The sequence below is a fragment of the Bacteroides sp. MSB163 genome, from assembly GCF_036416795.1.
GTDB lineage: Bacteria > Bacteroidota > Bacteroidia > Bacteroidales > Bacteroidaceae > Bacteroides > Bacteroides maternus.
Genome location: NZ_CP143867.1, coordinates 3,414,336 through 3,430,454 on the forward strand (window position 1 = coordinate 3,414,336; position 16,119 = coordinate 3,430,454).

The window sequence follows — 16,119 nt, forward strand, 5'->3', positions numbered from 1 at the left end:
ATTATTCAATAATTACAAGGTCATTACCTTCGAGAACGGAATCTCCTTTATTTACGTTGATTGCAGTGATTGTACCGTCTTTGTCGGCATTGATATTGTTTTCCATCTTCATGGCTTCAAGGATAATGATGGTCTGTCCTCTCTTCACTGCATCACCTACTTTGACTTTGATGTCTAGGATAACACCCGGAAGTGGTGACTTCACACCTGATTTGCCTGTAGAGGGAGCAGCCGGCTTCACTACCGGAGTCGGAGCAGGAGCCGGAGTGGTAGGACGTGTTACCGGTTTAACAACCACTTTCGGTGCCTTTTCCATTTCTACCTTGTAGGGAGTACCGTTCACTTCTACATGAGCGATATTTTCGTCGATATCTCCAATGGTAACTTTATATGTATTACCGTTGATTTTATATTTATATTCTTTCATTGTTTTATCAATTTATAGGTGGTTACTTTTTCAGAGGAGTTTCACGCAATGTGTAAATCTTCGAACTCCATGGTGAATAGCTGCGTTTTACACGGGTGATAGTAAGAACGGTGTCTTCCACATCGTGTACATCGCTTTGCATCTCGTGCATGGCCATGGCAATAGCAGCAAATATCTCTCCCGGAGCTTCGCCCAGTTTCTTTTCTTTGGCTTCTTGTTTGTCAGTAATACCTTTAGCCTTCATTGCATTACGTTTGCTGAGGCTTACAGATGCTTTGCCAACAATCTTGAAAGCAATGAAAAGCAGAATCAAACCGCAAAATACTACACTCATGGCAGAAATAGACATACCGATACCATTGCTGTCATGCTCTTCGAATTTCTCCATCTTGGCATTGCTGTCGATGGTTTTGTTGTTAGTACTCGGAGTTACGTATTTCTCTGCACTACCGTCTTTAACTTCCCATTGAGAAGCAGCATCACTTACACGTCCGTAAGATTGATTGGTCTTCAATACTCCGGCAGGGATAGTAACTTGATCAATCAAGTTACGGCCAGAATCAAATAAGCCGATCCAATTCTCTTTTTCTGGGTCCAATGTGAAGTTTGTATGGAATGTACCACGTCTTGGTTCTCCGTCTGCCCAGAATAATGAGTGCTGACGTGGTTTTACCAAAGTCAATACATCACCTTTGGGGATGAAGTAAGTAGTAGTGTCACCGGGTTGGCTGCTTGCCCTTAATAAGCATGCTGCGAGGTCGGCACTACCATATGATCTATTGAATATTTCAATCCATGCGCTGTGCAAGCCGTAATCGTCCTGATAATTACCTTCGTTGGTAATCAGTACTTCATTTAGCAGCAGCTTATTGTTCGATCTTTTCTCTCCGCAGGAAGAGCAGACACCTAACACCAGCAGCAAGGTAAAGAATATTCCGATTTTTGTCTTATTCATATAACTTGATTTTTTTGAGTTGACAAGGGAACAAGGTTACGAGTTGACAAGGCAGCCTTGTATCTTGTTTCTTGTGACCTTGTCTACTGGGTTTTACAAAGGAATATTACCATGCTTCTTAGCCGGGTTAGTCAGTTTCTTAGTCTGCAACTGTTGCAAGGCGCGGATAATGCGGAAACGTGTGTTACGCGGTTCAATCACATCATCGATGTAACCATACTTGGCTGCATTATAAGGATTAGCAAACAGCTTGGTGTATTCAGCTTCTTTTTCTGCCAGGAATTGAGCAGGATTTTCCTGTTCCTTAGCTTCGCGGGCATACAATACCTCAACGGCACCGGCACCACCCATAACGGCAATTTCAGCAGTAGGCCATGCGTAGTTCATGTCACCGCGGAGTTGCTTACAACTCATTACGATGTGTGAACCACCGTAAGACTTACGCAATGTAACTGTTACCTTAGGTACAGTGGCCTCACCGTAAGCGTACAACAACTTAGCACCGTGCAGAATTACCCCATTGTATTCCTGGCCTGTTCCCGGAAGGAATCCCGGAACGTCTACCAATGAAACGATAGGAATATTGAAAGCATCGCAGAAACGAACGAAACGACCACCCTTACGGGATGCGTTGCTGTCGAGCACACCTGCCAGATACTTCGGCTGGTTGGCAACGATACCTACGGACTGTCCGTTGAAACGTGCGAAACCGATAATGATATTCTTTGAGTAATCTTTCTGAACTTCGAGGAACTCACCGTTGTCAACGATAGCAGCAATTACTTCGTACATGTCATACGGCTTGTTCGGGCTATCGGGGATGATTTCATTCAGAGAATCTTCCAGACGGTCGATAGGATCGGTGCAATCTACGTAAGGAGCTTCTTCCAGGTTGTTCTGAGGAATGTAGCTCAACAGTTTACGCAGCAAAGCCAAACCTTCTTCTTCAGTCTTGGCAGTGAAGTGAGTTACACCTGATTTAGTCGAGTGAACACTTGCGCCACCCAGATTTTCCTGAGTTACGTCTTCACCCGTTACAGTCTTCACCACCTTCGGACCGGTAAGGAACATATAAGAAGTACCTTCCATCATCAACGTGAAGTCTGTCAGTGCAGGAGAGTAAACAGCACCACCGGCACAAGGACCGAAGATACCTGAAATCTGCGGGATAACACCTGATGCCAGGATGTTGCGCTGGAAGATTTCAGCATAACCTGCCAAAGCATTGATACCTTCCTGGATACGTGCACCACCCGAGTCGTTGATACCGATACAAGGAGCACCCATTTTCATAGCCTGATCCATAATCTTACAGATCTTCAGAGACATCGTTTCAGACAAAGAACCGGCAGAAACCGTAAAGTCCTGTGCGAACAGATAGACCAAACGACCGTCGATAGTACCGCAACCGGTAACAACACCATCACCGGGATAGTGTTTCTTTTCCATACCGAAGTTGGTACATCTGTGCTCTACAAACATATCCATTTCTTCGAAACTACCTTCGTCGAGAAGCATGGCTATACGCTCACGAGCTGTATATTTACCTTTCTCATGCTGTTTGGCAATCGCTTTTTCACCACCACCCAGACGTGCTGCTGCGCGGCGATCTATAAGCTCTTTAATCTTTTCAAGTTGATTACTCATTTTATTAAATATAATGGGTTAATACTATTTTTTTATTGTGAATTATGAATTACAAATGACGAACTGCCTGTAAAATAAGTAATTCGTCATTCCTAATTTCGTAATTAGTGCATATTATTCCGGCTTTTCGCAAAGTTCTGTCAATACACCCAGTGTTGATTTCGGGTGTAAGAAAGCAATGTTCAGACCTTCAGCACCTTTGCGTGGAGCCTTGTCGATCAGGCGAACACCTGCCGCTTCTACTTCAGCCAATGCGTTAGCTACACCGTCTTCAATAGCAAATGCCACGTGATGAACGCCTGCACCTTTGTTTTCGATGAACTTAGCAATAGTACTTTCGGGAGAGGTCGGTTCGAGAAGTTCGATTTTAGTGTCACCAACTTTCAGAAAAGCGGTTTTAACTTTCTGGTCTTCTACAGTTTCGATGTTGTAGCATTTCAGACCCAATACGTTCTCGTAATACGGCAGGGCTTCTTCAATGCTCTTTACGGCAATGCCCAGATGCTCAATGTGTGAAATCTTCATAACTATATTTATTAATGTTGGTATAATGTCTTAATTAAAGGCATAAAACAGCACAAAGAAAGAGATTTCTTCCTTAATAAAGAAATTTTTCGTCAATTAATTATTGGATATTTGAAGTTTAGAAAGTTTTTTTTAGACTTCTGTTCAGAAGTCGAGCAACAGGCGGACATTAATCTGACGGGATGTCAGGTAATTGGGTACTGCAAACTGGTTATTTCGGGTGTCTGTCACCCAATAATAGGAGTTGACGTTACTGATATTTAGCAAATTGAAAATATCAACCCCCAACCAAAGGCTGCGGATGCCGCACTGATTTTCGCGTTCATTGCGGTCGATAATACAGCGGGACATACCTATATCTACACGTCGGTAAGGGGATGTATGGAATACGGCAGCCTCGCGTCCGCTATGCGGGGGACCGAAGGGAAGACCTCCGGCAAGTGTGCCTTTCAGGTTCATTTTCCACTTGCGGCTACCGGGAAAATAGTCCGTAAAATAGAGCGAAAGACGGTAGCGCTGATCGGTGGGGCGGGGGAGCCATTGTCCGTTTATTTTCTCTTCGGTTTTCATCAGGGAGAAGCTCAGCCAGGAGTCTGTTCCGGGAACAAATTCACCGAACAGTTTCATATCGATACCGGTGGCGTAACCTTTGGAAAGGTTGCGTCCGTAATAACTGATCCGTACATTATCTATATTGTAAGGGATGAGATTGCTCAACGCTTTGTAATACACCTCCATAGAGAAGCGGAACGGGCGGTCCATGGCACGGAAATTATAGTCGCCGCCTGCCACGAAGTGCAGGGAGCGTTGCGAACGTATGTCACGGTTCAGGGATACGGTAGCTATCCCGTCCACCCGGGTGGTATCCCGGAATTCTTTATAGAACGGTGCCTGGTAATAGACTCCGGCGGCTACTCTCAGGGTGAATTTCTCATTGAATGCCGGAATCAGAGCCAGGGAGGCACGCGGACTGAAAATAAATTCTTTGTTCCAGTCCCAGTAACTGCCTCGTATGCCGGCGGTCAAGGTGAATAGTCCGGCGGTAGAGCGGAAGCGGTATGTATCTTGCAGGTAAAATCCGTATCGTTTGCTGTCCGTTTCGTTGCGTGAGCGGAGGGTGTAGAATAGTTCCGGCCCTTCGGAAGTTTGCGGCATGGAGTATCCGGCAGAGTCGCGCATTTCCCATTCGCGCATCCGGTCTTTGATGCGTTCCCGTTTGAACTCCGCACCCCATTGCAGGGAGTGGCTTTTCAGCCGGTGGCGGCCTGTGATGGAATAACTTTGCACTTCTGCGGTAAGGTAATTGCGGGCATGTTCCATGTAAGTTCCCACGCCGATGGTTTCGGAAGTTTCCTCTTCGTTGGTAGTGCCGTCTACTTGCGTTCCGCTGTCCAGGGAGTTCAGCCAGTATTGTCCGGTGATGTCGTATGTCTCCTGTTCTTTCGTGTGGAAGGCGGAGGCTTGCAGGGTCAGGCTGTTCTGTTCGTTCAGCCGGTAGGTGGCATAAGCGGTTCCAAACAGGGTGCGGAATAAATCTTTCTCCTGTCCTTCAAAATAGACTTTAAACTCGCGTACATTGCTGAGAGTGCCGAAGCGGGTGTAGCGGTCTTCCGGCTGGAAGTTATAGCGGTTTTCTGAAATATTGCCGATGACACCTATTTCCCAACGCTTCGAAGGTGTCCAGTTCAGATAAGTCTGATAGTCGATATAACGCGGGTCGTATTCTCCTTTTGTATCCAGCGTGCCGAGCAGATATTGGTTGGTTTTATAACGGATGCCGTTTGTCCAAGTTAGCTTTTTGGTGGCAATTCCTACGTATGCTGAGACTCCCAACAGGCTGACGGAGGTGCTTCCTTCCAGCCGTTCGGGTTTCTTGTAAGTGATGTCCAGCACGGATGACATCTTATCCCCGTACTTGGCCTCATAGCCTCCCGTGGAGAAGCCGACGGATTGTACCATATCGGGATTAATGAAACTCAATCCTTCCTGTTGTCCGGAACGAATCAGCAAGGGGCGGTATATTTCAATGCCGTTGACGTACACCATGTTCTCGTCGAAACTACCGCCGCGCACGTTGTATTGCGAACTGAGTTCGTTGTTGCTACTCACTCCGGCCTGTGTGGCTATCACGGCTTCTATGCTTCCGCCCGAAGCATCGGGGGCGAGGCGGTTTTGTTTGGTTTCTATCTGTTGGATGGTTCCGGTTTGCCGGCGACGCTCTGTTACGCTTACTTCGCCCAATTCAAAATTCATCGGGAGTAAGGTTATGTTCAGACTGATATTTCCCTGCGGACGTGCTAATTTTCGTTTACGGGTTTGGTATCCCAGCATGGAAAAGATGACCGTTACACTGTCCCGGCTTTCGAATTTCAGTGAATACCGTCCTTTCAGGTTGCTGACTGTGCCTATAGCTGTCCCTTCCAATCGTATTGTTGCCAATTCAATCGGATTACCATTTTCATCCGTAATCGTTCCGCCTATCTTGACTGTTTTCTGGGCAAGGGCGTGAGTGGAGAATAGTATTATAAGAGATGTCAGTAACCAAAAATGTCTCATACCTTTTCTATAACGGAGAAACTTCCCGAAACGTATATCAGGAGGTAAAAAAGAGCTTTTAACTTTGCTTCTTTATTTTTTATAGGTTAGTGTCACAAATGTTACAACTCCAATCCGGGCTTCATTCTATCTTTGCAGAAAAAATAGATTATGGAACAATTACATGCTCATGAAGTCCTTCACATGATGGAAGGCAACAGTTACTCGGAATCATCATTGAAAGAGGCAATCATCCGGAAATTCGGTGAACATCAACATTTCTATACTTGCTCGGCAGAAGATATGGATGCGGATAAATTGATAGAGTTTCTGAAAGCGAAAGGTAAGTTTATGCCTGCTGACGATGGATTTACGGTGGATATAACGAAGGTTTGCAGCCATTAAAAACGTTTGAATACACATCTACAATAAAACAATTCGTACCTTTGTAGCCGAATGCAATATTGAAACTATGGGAATTGTAATAGGAATAGACGTTGGCGGAAGTACTACAAAAATTGTAGGAATCAACGGAGAACAGATACAGTCACCGATGTTTATTACTGCGACTGATCCGGTTACTTCTTTGTTCGGGGCTTTCGGGAAGTATATCTATGATAACGGTATTCAGCTTTCGGATATAGAGCAAGTGATGCTGACAGGTGTGGGTAGTGCATTTGTAGATAGTCCATTGTATGGTTTACCCACGGACAAAGTCGATGAATTTATAGCCAATGGATTGGGAGCACGTCATGCTACGGATATTGATCAGCTGATTGTGGTAAGCATGGGAACGGGTACTTCTTTCGTAAGAATCAACGGAGAAAAGATAGAGCATATTGGTGGTATGGCAATTGGCGGAGGTACTTTGCAGGGACTTTCCCGCTTGTTGCTGAAGACGAATGATTTCAGGCAGATTGCAGCAATTGCCGAGAAAGGCGACGTTACCCGTGTAAACTTACAGATCGGAGATATTTGCAATCGTCCTTTGCCGGATCTTCCGGTGCATGCCACTGCTTCGCTGTTCGGAAAAGCGGATAGCAACGCTTCGCAGGAAGATATTGCAAAAGGGATTATTTATATGGTGCTGCAAACGATAGGTGGTGCAGCAGTGTTGTCTGCGCTGAATGGTCCTATCAAAGATTTTGTCTTGATTGGTAATCTTACTAAATTTCCGCAGTGCCATGAGGTTTTTCCGAATATGGAAAAGATATATGGAGTACGCTTCCATATTCCACAATATGCGGAATATAGGACGGCGATAGGGGCGGCACTGGCGTATATCAGGAAGAACGCTTGATTATCCGGGTTCGTGCGTCTCCGTAGGACCTTTATGTCATTTCCGTGCTATCTCCGTAATTCGTCCGTATCTGCTCCGTACCAACTCCGTGTCGGCTCCGTATCAGCCCTCTTCTATAGGACACGGAGTTGATACGGAGCAGATACGGTTCCGGTATAGTTTTGAAACATCGCATCTGATTACGTAAATAATAATCTTGTCACTGATTTCCGTGATAAATATTCTTCACTCGGAAAGAAATAAAACTTGAAGTGCTTTTTATTTTTGGAAATTTCTTTCTGATAAAGAAATTTATTCTACATTTGCAGATGAAGTCAGGTCTGTTATAGCGATAAACGGCAAATATGACTTTATGTTTTAAGAAAAAACGCAAGAAGCGAAAAGTTATTATCCCCTTCTCTCGAATCTGGAAAATTCAAATGCCGTGGGATGATAGCAACAGTTTCTTCACGTCTATGTTATATATATAGGCGTGAGGGCTGTTGTCTATTACGGCATTAGGCATTTTCCAGAGCCTGAGAGAAGAATAGACAATAACAGTCCTCACGCTTTCTTTATATAATAACCCCGTTGACAGAGGACAGACGGAAAAATAAAGAAAAACACGTATGACAAACAGTACTATTGCACGTTTGTTGCCGGTGGGATTACTATTGCTATTCCTGCTTGTTGTTCCGCACTCCGCTACGGCACAAAACAAAATTCAAGTGACTTCTTTTCAGCGTATGGAGACAGACATTACAGCACGTATCACTGCTCCGCAGAGGGATCAGAACAGTGAAATCTGCGCTCTTATCCGTATTGTTACTACTGAAAAAGACTTTATGTTTGAACCGGATGCCCTTGGTATTGTGGCGCGAGAGAATAAGCCGGGAGAAATCTGGCTCTATGTTCCCCGTGGGGCACGACGCATTTCTATCATGCACGAGAAGTATGGCGTACTCCGTAATTATTTCTATCCTGACCTGATTGAAAAGGCGACAGTCTATGAAATGGAACTTAGTGCGGGGGATGAGGCTAAGGAGATGGCTGTTGATACAAATATGCAACTTGTCGTTATGCGTCCCGAACCTGCCATTGCGGATATTTATATTGATGACGAAAAGATGCCGACGGAGAAAGGATTGTTTACTGCTACGATGAAGAAAGGGACGCATACTTATCGGGTGGAAGCCCCCATGTATGCTCCTGAAGCTGGAATTATAGATTTGGGTAGTGAACAAAAGATTATGAGTGTTGCTCTGAAACCTCGTTTTGGCTATCTGGAAGTTTTTTCTTTGCCGGAGCAGGATGCGAAAGTCTATATTGACAACGAACTTGCCGGAGAAACGCCTTATAAGAGTGACCGTATGCCATTGAAAGATTATCAGGTTCGTGTGGAGAAAGAGTTCTTTTTCTCTATGGATAGCACCATCGTTATCACTGCCGGAGAAACAAGTAGCCTTACCTTTAAGATGAAATCCACCATTAAACCCAAAGAACCTCGCCGTACATTAGTTATGCTTGAAGCCGGTTGGCATCCTTCGCAGACCTCTTTCGGGGCTATGGTGGGTTTTGTGGCTAAAAATGGTGCCTACGTTCGCTTCCGCAGTGACTTTGGTTCGGTTTCCGCCGATTTGGAGTGCGACGATACGGGAGCCCTGACCGGTGGAGGAAATGGTACCCCTTATTATAAAGAAGGCGTGACACAGAAAGCGCGTATGTCTGTTACCGCAGGATACATGCGCAGGATAGCCAAACCGCTTTATGCTTATATCGGTGCAGGTTATGGAAGCCGTACTCTGGCTTGGGAAACAGTTGAGGATGAATTGGTAAAGAATACCGATCATTCAGCCACCGGTGTAGCCGCAGAAATCGGTGCTATCGGGCGTTTCGGCAAATTTGCCGTTTCAGTGGGTTGTCAGACTGTGAACTTTAAATATATGGAATTAAGTGCCGGTATTGGTTTCTTCTTCTAAATTGATTATTTACCATTCATTGTTAAAGGTATGAAAAAACTACAATATTTATTATTATGCACTCTGTTGCTGTTGATGACAGCGTGCGAGAAAGATACGGAACCTTCAAATTTCGCCCCCGGCTTGAGTACGGGTGCGGTGTCGGATATTTATCGGGTAGGTGCTACACTTTCAGGTGGCGTGCAGAAGTCCGAAGGAACGTTGATAAAAGATTGCGGCATTCTTTATTCTGAATTACAAAGTATGGCAGAGTATACAGAGGTAAAGGTTGATATCGGAGAAGCGTCTTCTTTTAGTGTTCCTTTGCAAGGGTTGAGCCCGGGAAAGACGTATTACTACTGCGCGTATGCCAGTAGTGGTTACAGCATAGCGAAAGGTGAGGTGAAGAGTTTCGCTACTACTGAGAGTAATGCGCCGGTATTCGGTGATTTACAGGTTGGCGCTAAGAATGAAAAGAGTTTCACAGTGTCGGCCACGATTATTGACGAGGGTGGCAGTGACTTGATTCTTCGTGGATTCTGCTGGAAACCGGCGGATGGCAACAGTCCCACAGTGGAGGATAATGTGAGCAATGTGGCTCTGGAAGCCGCAGCCTTTATTTCTAAAATCAATGACCTGACGCCGGGTAAAGAATATGTTGTATGTGCTTATGCTATCAACGCCAAGGGAGTAGGTTACGGAAAAAGCGTAACTGTTACAACTAACACTTCTACTGTGCCGGTGGTATCCAGCATCATACCGACTGATTCTACAGATACCAGTGTACAGGTAGAGGTGCGTATATTGAGTCGGGGAGAGACAGCGTTGACAGAAAAGGGCTTCTGTTGGAGTTCGGAAAGTGAGGTGCCTACCACTGCAAACTTGAAAAAGATTGTTGAGGGGGATGAGGAGACATTCAGCGCTATTATCAGTGATCTGAAGCCCGAAACAACTTATTATATACGTGCGTATGCGGTGAACGGACAAGGTGTGGGGTACGGAGACGTGTTTAAGTTTACTGCAAAGAAAGTCGATGTTCCAATATTGACAACTCTACGCGTGAGCACGTCAGATGTTTTTGTCACTGCTTTTGCACAAGTGACAAATGGAGTTTTAATTAGTCATCATGGTTTTGAGTGGACTGTTGATAAAGAGAATTTCCTGCCGGACAAATTGGGAGATAAGACTTCAAATGTAGATGTACATTTGAACGCAACCTACGATGAGGCTGATGGAACCTTTAATGGTGACATTAACGAGTTGGAGCCCAATACGACTTATTATGTACGTGCTTTTGCTTTTTCGCGTGAGGATAATGTGCTTGGACTTGGAAATATCATAGAGTTTAAAACAAAAGAAGGGATTCCGGAGGTGCTTGGAGTTACAGTGACTGACATAAAAGAAACTTCCGCTATTGCTTCCTCCAAATTTATTCCTCATAAGAACGGAACTACTGTTTCGCGGAGAGGCTTCTTTTATGGAATAACTTCTACACCAGCGATTGATGGTACGGAGCTAACGTCTTCTTCGGAAGGAAACGATATCGTGGCTGCTATTAGCGGGCTGACGCCGAATACTACTTATTATATAGTGCCTTATGTGGATTATTCTAATGGTAAAATTTTTGGTAAACAGGATACTTTTAGAACTTTGGTTGCTACAACGGCTCCGGCGGTGGGTATGACGACTGTTAGCGATATTGGTGAAAATACCGCTTCCGCATCTGCCGAGATTACATCGGATGGCAATCTGGCAATTACGGAGAAGGGCTTTTGTTATAGTATGACTAATATGATGCCTACTATAGCGGATAGTAAGGTAACCTCTTATTCGGAAGGTACGGGTATTACTGCCGATTTGGTTGAACTTAATTCTGCGGCAGACTATTATATACGCGCTTATGCTATAAATGAAAAAGGGATAAGTTATGGTGCGGTACAGAAGTTCTCTACAAACCCGCCTGAACAAGTTATGTTTGCTCCTACTGTAGGTGAAACAACAATCAGTAATGTTGGTGAACACTCTGTATCTGTTTTTGCCACTATCTTTTCTGATGGAGGGACAGTTGTTACGGAGAAAGGGTTTTGCTATAGTGCTACTAGCGTGATGCCTACCGTATCAGATCATAAAGTGACTTCATCTGCAGAAGACATGGATATTGCGGCGGATTTGACAGGTTTGTCTGCCGGAACAAAGTATTACGTCCGTGCTTATGCGGATAATGGAATAGGAATAGGTTATGGAGATGTAAAGGAGTTCACAACAGAAGCGGAAATAAAAGAACCGAATGTGGACGATATAGAATCACCCGATAAAAATTAGAAGGAATTATGAAACAGATAAAAATATCATGTATAGTAATGCTCGTTTGCCTTTGGGTATCTACGAGCGTATGGGCACAGGAGACAATTCATGTTGAAACGGAAGGTACTTTGCCGGCTTTGATTGGAGATAAGAAAGAAACTGTGGAGAACCTTACATTGACGGGAAGGCTGAATGGGACGGATATTAAATGTATTCGGGAGATGACGGCATTAAGAATTCTTGATATGAGAGATGTCGGTATAGTTGAAGGAGGAGACAGTTATGTAACTGTAAGCCCTGGGACAATAACAAAGTCCTGTTTTACGAAAGATAATACGATTACAGAGTATATGTTTTACAATCTTGGATTAGAAAAAATAGTTTTGCCGGAAAGCGCGGTGAATGGAGCTGGGGCTTCGGCTTTTTCTGATCTTACAAATTTGGAAGCTGTAGTGTTGCCACCCGGCCTGGTTGGAAGTATTGATAGCAAAGCCTTTTATAATTGTAAGAATCTTACTTCTGTTGATATTCCTAAAGGAGTCACGGAGTTCGGATATGCGGCATTTGGTGAGTGCTCTAATCTGGAAACAATAGATATGCCCGATTATATGATTGACTTAGGAATTAACACATTTAATAATTGCCGTAAACTTAAATCAATAAGGGTGCCGGAAGGAGTGACAGTAATAGAGGGATATCAATATCATTTTGGATATGTGGATGGTACTTTTAATGGCTGTACCAGTTTGGCAAATGTTGTGCTGCCTCAATCTTTGACAACAATAGAGGCAAATGCTTTCTCTAAGTGTGTCAGTTTGGTTACTATTAATTGGCCTGAAAAACTGGAAAAGATCGGTAGTGGAGCATTTAGGGGGACAGGTATAACTTCTGTTGTGCTTCCCGGTTCTGTTAAGGATATAGGTGGTGACTGTTTTATGGATTGTGTAGGCATAACTTCTATTACGCTTCCCAGTTCAGTAGAGAATATAGGTTCTGCATGTTTTATGAATTGTGCAAATCTTGAAGAACTGACACTGCCGGATAAATTAACTTCTATTCAGGGGAGTTGTTTTAGTAATTGCATAAAATTGGGAGAAGTTCATATCCCTGATAATGTGACAATGATTGAGAACGAAGCTTTTCAGGGTTGTACATCGTTAGTTTCACTTATTATGGGAGATAAAGTTACTATGATTGGTCGTGGAGCATTTGCTAATTGTACCTCTTTATCGACTGTAAAATTATCTGCTATGCTCAAGGAATTCCTTTCTGAATCCAGTAGTTTTTTTACTGGTACTATGGGAGCTTTTCAGAAGTGTGAGAGCTTGCGTGAGATAGAATTACCTGCATCATTGGATTCTATAGGGCCATACACATTCGCAGGCTGTGAAAACTTAACGTCCATAATAATTCCCGAGAATGTGAAAAGTCTGCAAGGGGTCTTCTTGCAATGTACAAGTTTAAAAGACGTGACTCTTCCCAAGACTTTGGAAAGTTTGCATTGTTCATTTACAAAATGTTCTTCTTTACAGGAGATTGTCGTTCCTGATGGTGTAACAACTATTGATGGAGCATTTTATAACTGTAACTCTTTGGAAAGGGTGACGTTGCCAAAGCAATTGAAAAGAATTTCTCATGGACATGGGAAGGAATTCATAGGGGGATCCTATGAGTATCTTCCTACCTTTGAAGGTTGTAGTTCTTTGCAGGTCTTGGAAATACCGGAAAGTGTTGATAGTATAGGATATTCTTCCTTCAATAATTGCACGAATTTGCAAACGATAAACATTCCGGATCAAGTAAAGTATATTCCTTTTCGAACATTCTTTGGTTGTTCTCAGCTTGCTGATATTAGCCTTCCCACTCAATTAATTTCAATAGAAAAAGAGGCTTTTTGGGGATGCAACAGTCTAAAAACAGTGGTGATACCTGCTAATGTCGGTGAAATAGGTGACGAAGCATTTCGGGCATGTACTAATCTGATGAGTGTGAATGTTCCTTCTTCTGTTACAAGTATAGGAAGTGGAGTGTTTCAGGAGTGTTATAATTTGGGAAGTTTGATATGGGATACGGAATTGGGGATGAAAGAAAATATGCTGACTACCGAGCATAGAAATAATTGCTTGATTTATGTTTCTGAACAGACGGTTATTCCTTCCGAATGGAGTGGTCTGAATATAATAAGAAATGGTGTGGCCCAAAATGTAGAGTTATTGGATACTTATCCATTTATGGCAGCGAAAGATTTTATAGCAAATAAGATTTCGTATAAACATGCTTATGGGTTCTCTACAGAGAAAGGTACCGCTGCCGGATGGTGCACTATTGCGTTGCCATTCACAGTACAAAAGTTTATTCATGAGGAAAAGGGAATTATAGCTCCTTTCAATAGTGGAATTGAAGGCAGTCACCCCTTTTGGTTAAGAGAATTAGGCCAAGATGGTTTTAAGGATGTCACTACTTTGGAAGCCTATAAACCTTATATTATTGCCATGCCAAATAGTACAGAATATGATCCGCAATATAATCTTACCGGAACAGTGGTCTTCATGGCAGAATCTGCGGAGGGAATAGTGGTTCGGGCAACTCCCAAGTCTCTTCCTTGTGGAGAGACTGCTACTTATCGGTTGTTTCCTTCTTTTGGAAACATGCAAGTTAGCGATAATGTCTATGCTCTAAACACATATACATACGCTAATTGTTTGCCGGGTAGTTTGTTTGTTCGTGGAACATTTCCTGTTAATCCTTTCGAGTCATACGTTATAACCAAAGAAGACTCCAAGTGTGCACCTCTATTTTATAGCATCGGCGGCGAAGGAGGTGAAATAACCGGTTTGGAAGAAATCATGAAGAAAGAAGAAGAATCCTTGAAAGTCTACACTGTCGGTAATGTGCTTTACATAGACAGTGACCGCGACCGGAACATCTTTATTTATGATATAACCGGGCGTATCGTTAGAGTGGTGGAGGTGTGCGAAGGAAGTAATACAGTCACCGGCTTGTCAAGTGGATTTTATTTTTTGGAAGGAAAGAAGATTGCTATAAAATAGTTCCAAAAGTATTGTGTATTAAACATTAATTATTTTGCGCTAAGAGTTCGGAGTTGCTTCGGACTCTTTTCTTTTTTGTCTAATATTAATTCTTTCAGAAAATATCTTCTTAAGCTTATTTGCTAATTTTCTTCTCATTTGTTTGTAGATATCGATAAAATTTGCGAATATTGTATACTAAAAGCCGGTTTACTTTTAATGCATTGAAAATAAGTGATGTGTAAGACTTCAGGGGTATTAGTTTACTGACTTCTTAATTTTGTATTCTGTCAATTAGTGGTTTAAAGTAAACTGTAATAGATGAAATTATGACCAAGCTGGAACAATTATATAATGAATGGAAGAATCTTCAACCGCTAAAGGCAGAGGATCAACTTCGCTTGAATAGAAAATTCATGTTGGAATTCAATTACAATAGTAATCATATAGAAGGCAATACCCTTACGTATGGTCAGACGGAGTTGTTGCTATTGTTCGACAAGGTGGTTGACGCTGCCAATATGAAGGATCTGGAAGACATGAAAGCAAGCAATGTGGGGCTGAATATGATGCAGAATCAGGCTGCATCCGAATACCCGTTGACTGAAACTTTCATTCGACAGCTGCACAACACGCTGTTGCGTGAGGACTATACTGTTTATCGGCGGCTTCCAGGTGGACAAACCACATCGTATGTAGTGCATGCAGGTCAGTATAAGACTCGCCCCAACAGTGTGATTACATGTACAGGAGAGCGTTTTGAGTATGCTTCATGGAGCGTGCACTTGCTACTTGCATCAAAGCTGCGAGAGGTAAAAGCATTGAAGAAGATGAAGACTTCATGAAGGAATTGAAGATTCTGGAACGGCAGAAAAAATAAAATATTGCAGCCGAAGAGTCAAAACTCCGATTTTGTGCCGACGAGGTGTGGAATGTTTTGGAGTTTGTATTCTTTCCTGTTGTGGAAGGATTTGAGAAAGCTATACATGCAGCAAATGATGTGTTCAGATTCAGCCAAATGCAATGGTACAATCTTTTGTCGAAAACCAAGGAAATGAAAGGTGGGTTGCATGTTAACGGGATTATGCGTGGGAGCGGCAATTCGCAGCTAATCGAGTTTATCAGAGCTGCACAATCAATGTGGTTTCGTTGCGAGATGAAGAATCCCATGAATCCTAAACTCTTCAACTTAACGATAGATAAAAAGTTCTATATCACGTTTTTTGATGATCACTATTTTGTTGATGGAATCTTGAATAAGAACTTTCCCTATGGTAAATATCCGACGGAAGAAGACAAAAGACAGGTCGTTTCTCAGTTCAAACTGGACATTTTGAATGAATTAAAAGAAAAACTTTGACTCTTTTCCTGGAAAGTTTGCTCTTATCCAATTCGTTGGATAATATAGGCTATTTTTTGTCCAATCGTTTGAATAAAGATGCCTGAATACTTGACTTCTG

Annotated in this window: 11 protein-coding genes and 1 pseudogene; 7 read left to right on the plus strand and 5 right to left on the minus strand. The window is 43.0% G+C overall.

Annotated elements, in window-relative coordinates; genetic code table 11:
* Position 1: 1 nt before the first annotated feature.
* From VYM24_RS12495 to VYM24_RS12515, 5 genes are all read right to left on the minus strand, one after another.
* Positions 2–427: a biotin/lipoyl-containing protein gene (locus VYM24_RS12495; RefSeq protein ID WP_291550549.1), complete on the minus strand. Its 426-nt coding sequence runs from the start codon at positions 425–427 to the stop codon at positions 2–4.
* Between the two features lie 22 nt (positions 428–449).
* Complete coding sequence (locus VYM24_RS12500; protein ID WP_007666265.1) at positions 450–1,382, minus strand: OadG family transporter subunit; 933 nt, start codon at positions 1,380–1,382, stop codon at positions 450–452.
* A 93-nt stretch (positions 1,383–1,475) separates the two neighbouring features.
* Positions 1,476–3,029, minus strand: a complete 1,554-nt coding sequence (locus VYM24_RS12505; RefSeq protein WP_007666264.1) for an acyl-CoA carboxylase subunit beta — start codon at positions 3,027–3,029, stop codon at positions 1,476–1,478.
* Between the two features lie 114 nt (positions 3,030–3,143).
* Positions 3,144–3,554: a methylmalonyl-CoA epimerase gene (gene mce / locus VYM24_RS12510; RefSeq protein ID WP_007212904.1), complete on the minus strand. Its 411-nt coding sequence runs from the start codon at positions 3,552–3,554 to the stop codon at positions 3,144–3,146.
* A 144-nt stretch (positions 3,555–3,698) separates the two neighbouring features.
* Positions 3,699–6,110 (minus strand): TonB-dependent receptor, encoded by a 2,412-nt coding sequence (locus tag VYM24_RS12515; RefSeq protein WP_330940167.1) that lies wholly within the window; start codon positions 6,108–6,110, stop codon positions 3,699–3,701.
* A gap of 150 nt (positions 6,111–6,260) precedes the next feature.
* Between VYM24_RS12515 and VYM24_RS12520 the strand changes: the two genes are divergently transcribed.
* The 7 genes and pseudogenes from VYM24_RS12520 to VYM24_RS12550 all read left to right on the plus strand — a co-directional run bounded on the left by VYM24_RS12520 (position 6,261) and on the right by VYM24_RS12550 (position 16,019).
* Positions 6,261–6,494: a YecH family metal-binding protein gene (locus VYM24_RS12520; RefSeq protein WP_330940168.1), complete on the plus strand. Its 234-nt coding sequence runs from the start codon at positions 6,261–6,263 to the stop codon at positions 6,492–6,494.
* A gap of 67 nt (positions 6,495–6,561) precedes the next feature.
* A complete protein-coding gene (gene coaW, locus VYM24_RS12525; protein ID WP_330940169.1) occupies positions 6,562–7,389 on the plus strand; it encodes a type II pantothenate kinase in 828 nt (275 codons plus the stop codon).
* Positions 7,390–7,997: 608 nt separating this feature from the next.
* Complete coding sequence (locus VYM24_RS12530) at positions 7,998–9,347, plus strand: PEGA domain-containing protein (RefSeq protein ID WP_330940170.1); 1,350 nt, start codon at positions 7,998–8,000, stop codon at positions 9,345–9,347.
* 30 nt (positions 9,348–9,377) lie between these two features.
* On the plus strand, positions 9,378–11,648 hold the full coding sequence (locus VYM24_RS12535; RefSeq protein WP_330940171.1) for a fibronectin type III domain-containing protein: 2,271 nt from the start codon (positions 9,378–9,380) through the stop codon (positions 11,646–11,648).
* Positions 11,649–11,656: 8 nt separating this feature from the next.
* Positions 11,657–14,680 (plus strand): leucine-rich repeat domain-containing protein, encoded by a 3,024-nt coding sequence (locus tag VYM24_RS12540; RefSeq protein ID WP_330940172.1) that lies wholly within the window; start codon positions 11,657–11,659, stop codon positions 14,678–14,680.
* A 308-nt stretch (positions 14,681–14,988) separates the two neighbouring features.
* Positions 14,989–15,432 (plus strand): annotated as a pseudogene (locus VYM24_RS12545) (Fic family protein); the annotation flags it as partial.
* Positions 15,433–15,620: 188 nt separating this feature from the next.
* Positions 15,621–16,019, plus strand: a complete 399-nt coding sequence (locus tag VYM24_RS12550; RefSeq protein WP_330940174.1) for a hypothetical protein — start codon at positions 15,621–15,623, stop codon at positions 16,017–16,019.
* Positions 16,020–16,119 lie beyond the last annotated feature (100 nt).

Bases quoted from the DNA above. Each gene is read 5' to 3' on its own strand.
- VYM24_RS12495 (WP_291550549.1), bottom strand. From the start codon at position 427: ATGAAAGAATATAAATATAAAATCAACGGTAATACATATAAAGTTACC.
- VYM24_RS12500 (WP_007666265.1), bottom strand. From the start codon at position 1,382: ATGAATAAGACAAAAATCGGAATATTCTTTACCTTGCTGCTGGTGTTA.
- VYM24_RS12505 (WP_007666264.1), bottom strand. From the start codon at position 3,029: ATGAGTAATCAACTTGAAAAGATTAAAGAGCTTATAGATCGCCGCGCA.
- mce (WP_007212904.1), bottom strand. From the start codon at position 3,554: ATGAAGATTTCACACATTGAGCATCTGGGCATTGCCGTAAAGAGCATT.
- VYM24_RS12515 (WP_330940167.1), bottom strand. From the start codon at position 6,110: ATGAGACATTTTTGGTTACTGACATCTCTTATAATACTATTCTCCACT.
- VYM24_RS12520 (WP_330940168.1), top strand. From the start codon at position 6,261: ATGGAACAATTACATGCTCATGAAGTCCTTCACATGATGGAAGGCAAC.
- coaW (WP_330940169.1), top strand. From the start codon at position 6,562: ATGGGAATTGTAATAGGAATAGACGTTGGCGGAAGTACTACAAAAATT.
- VYM24_RS12530 (WP_330940170.1), top strand. From the start codon at position 7,998: ATGACAAACAGTACTATTGCACGTTTGTTGCCGGTGGGATTACTATTG.
- VYM24_RS12535 (WP_330940171.1), top strand. From the start codon at position 9,378: ATGAAAAAACTACAATATTTATTATTATGCACTCTGTTGCTGTTGATG.
- VYM24_RS12540 (WP_330940172.1), top strand. From the start codon at position 11,657: ATGAAACAGATAAAAATATCATGTATAGTAATGCTCGTTTGCCTTTGG.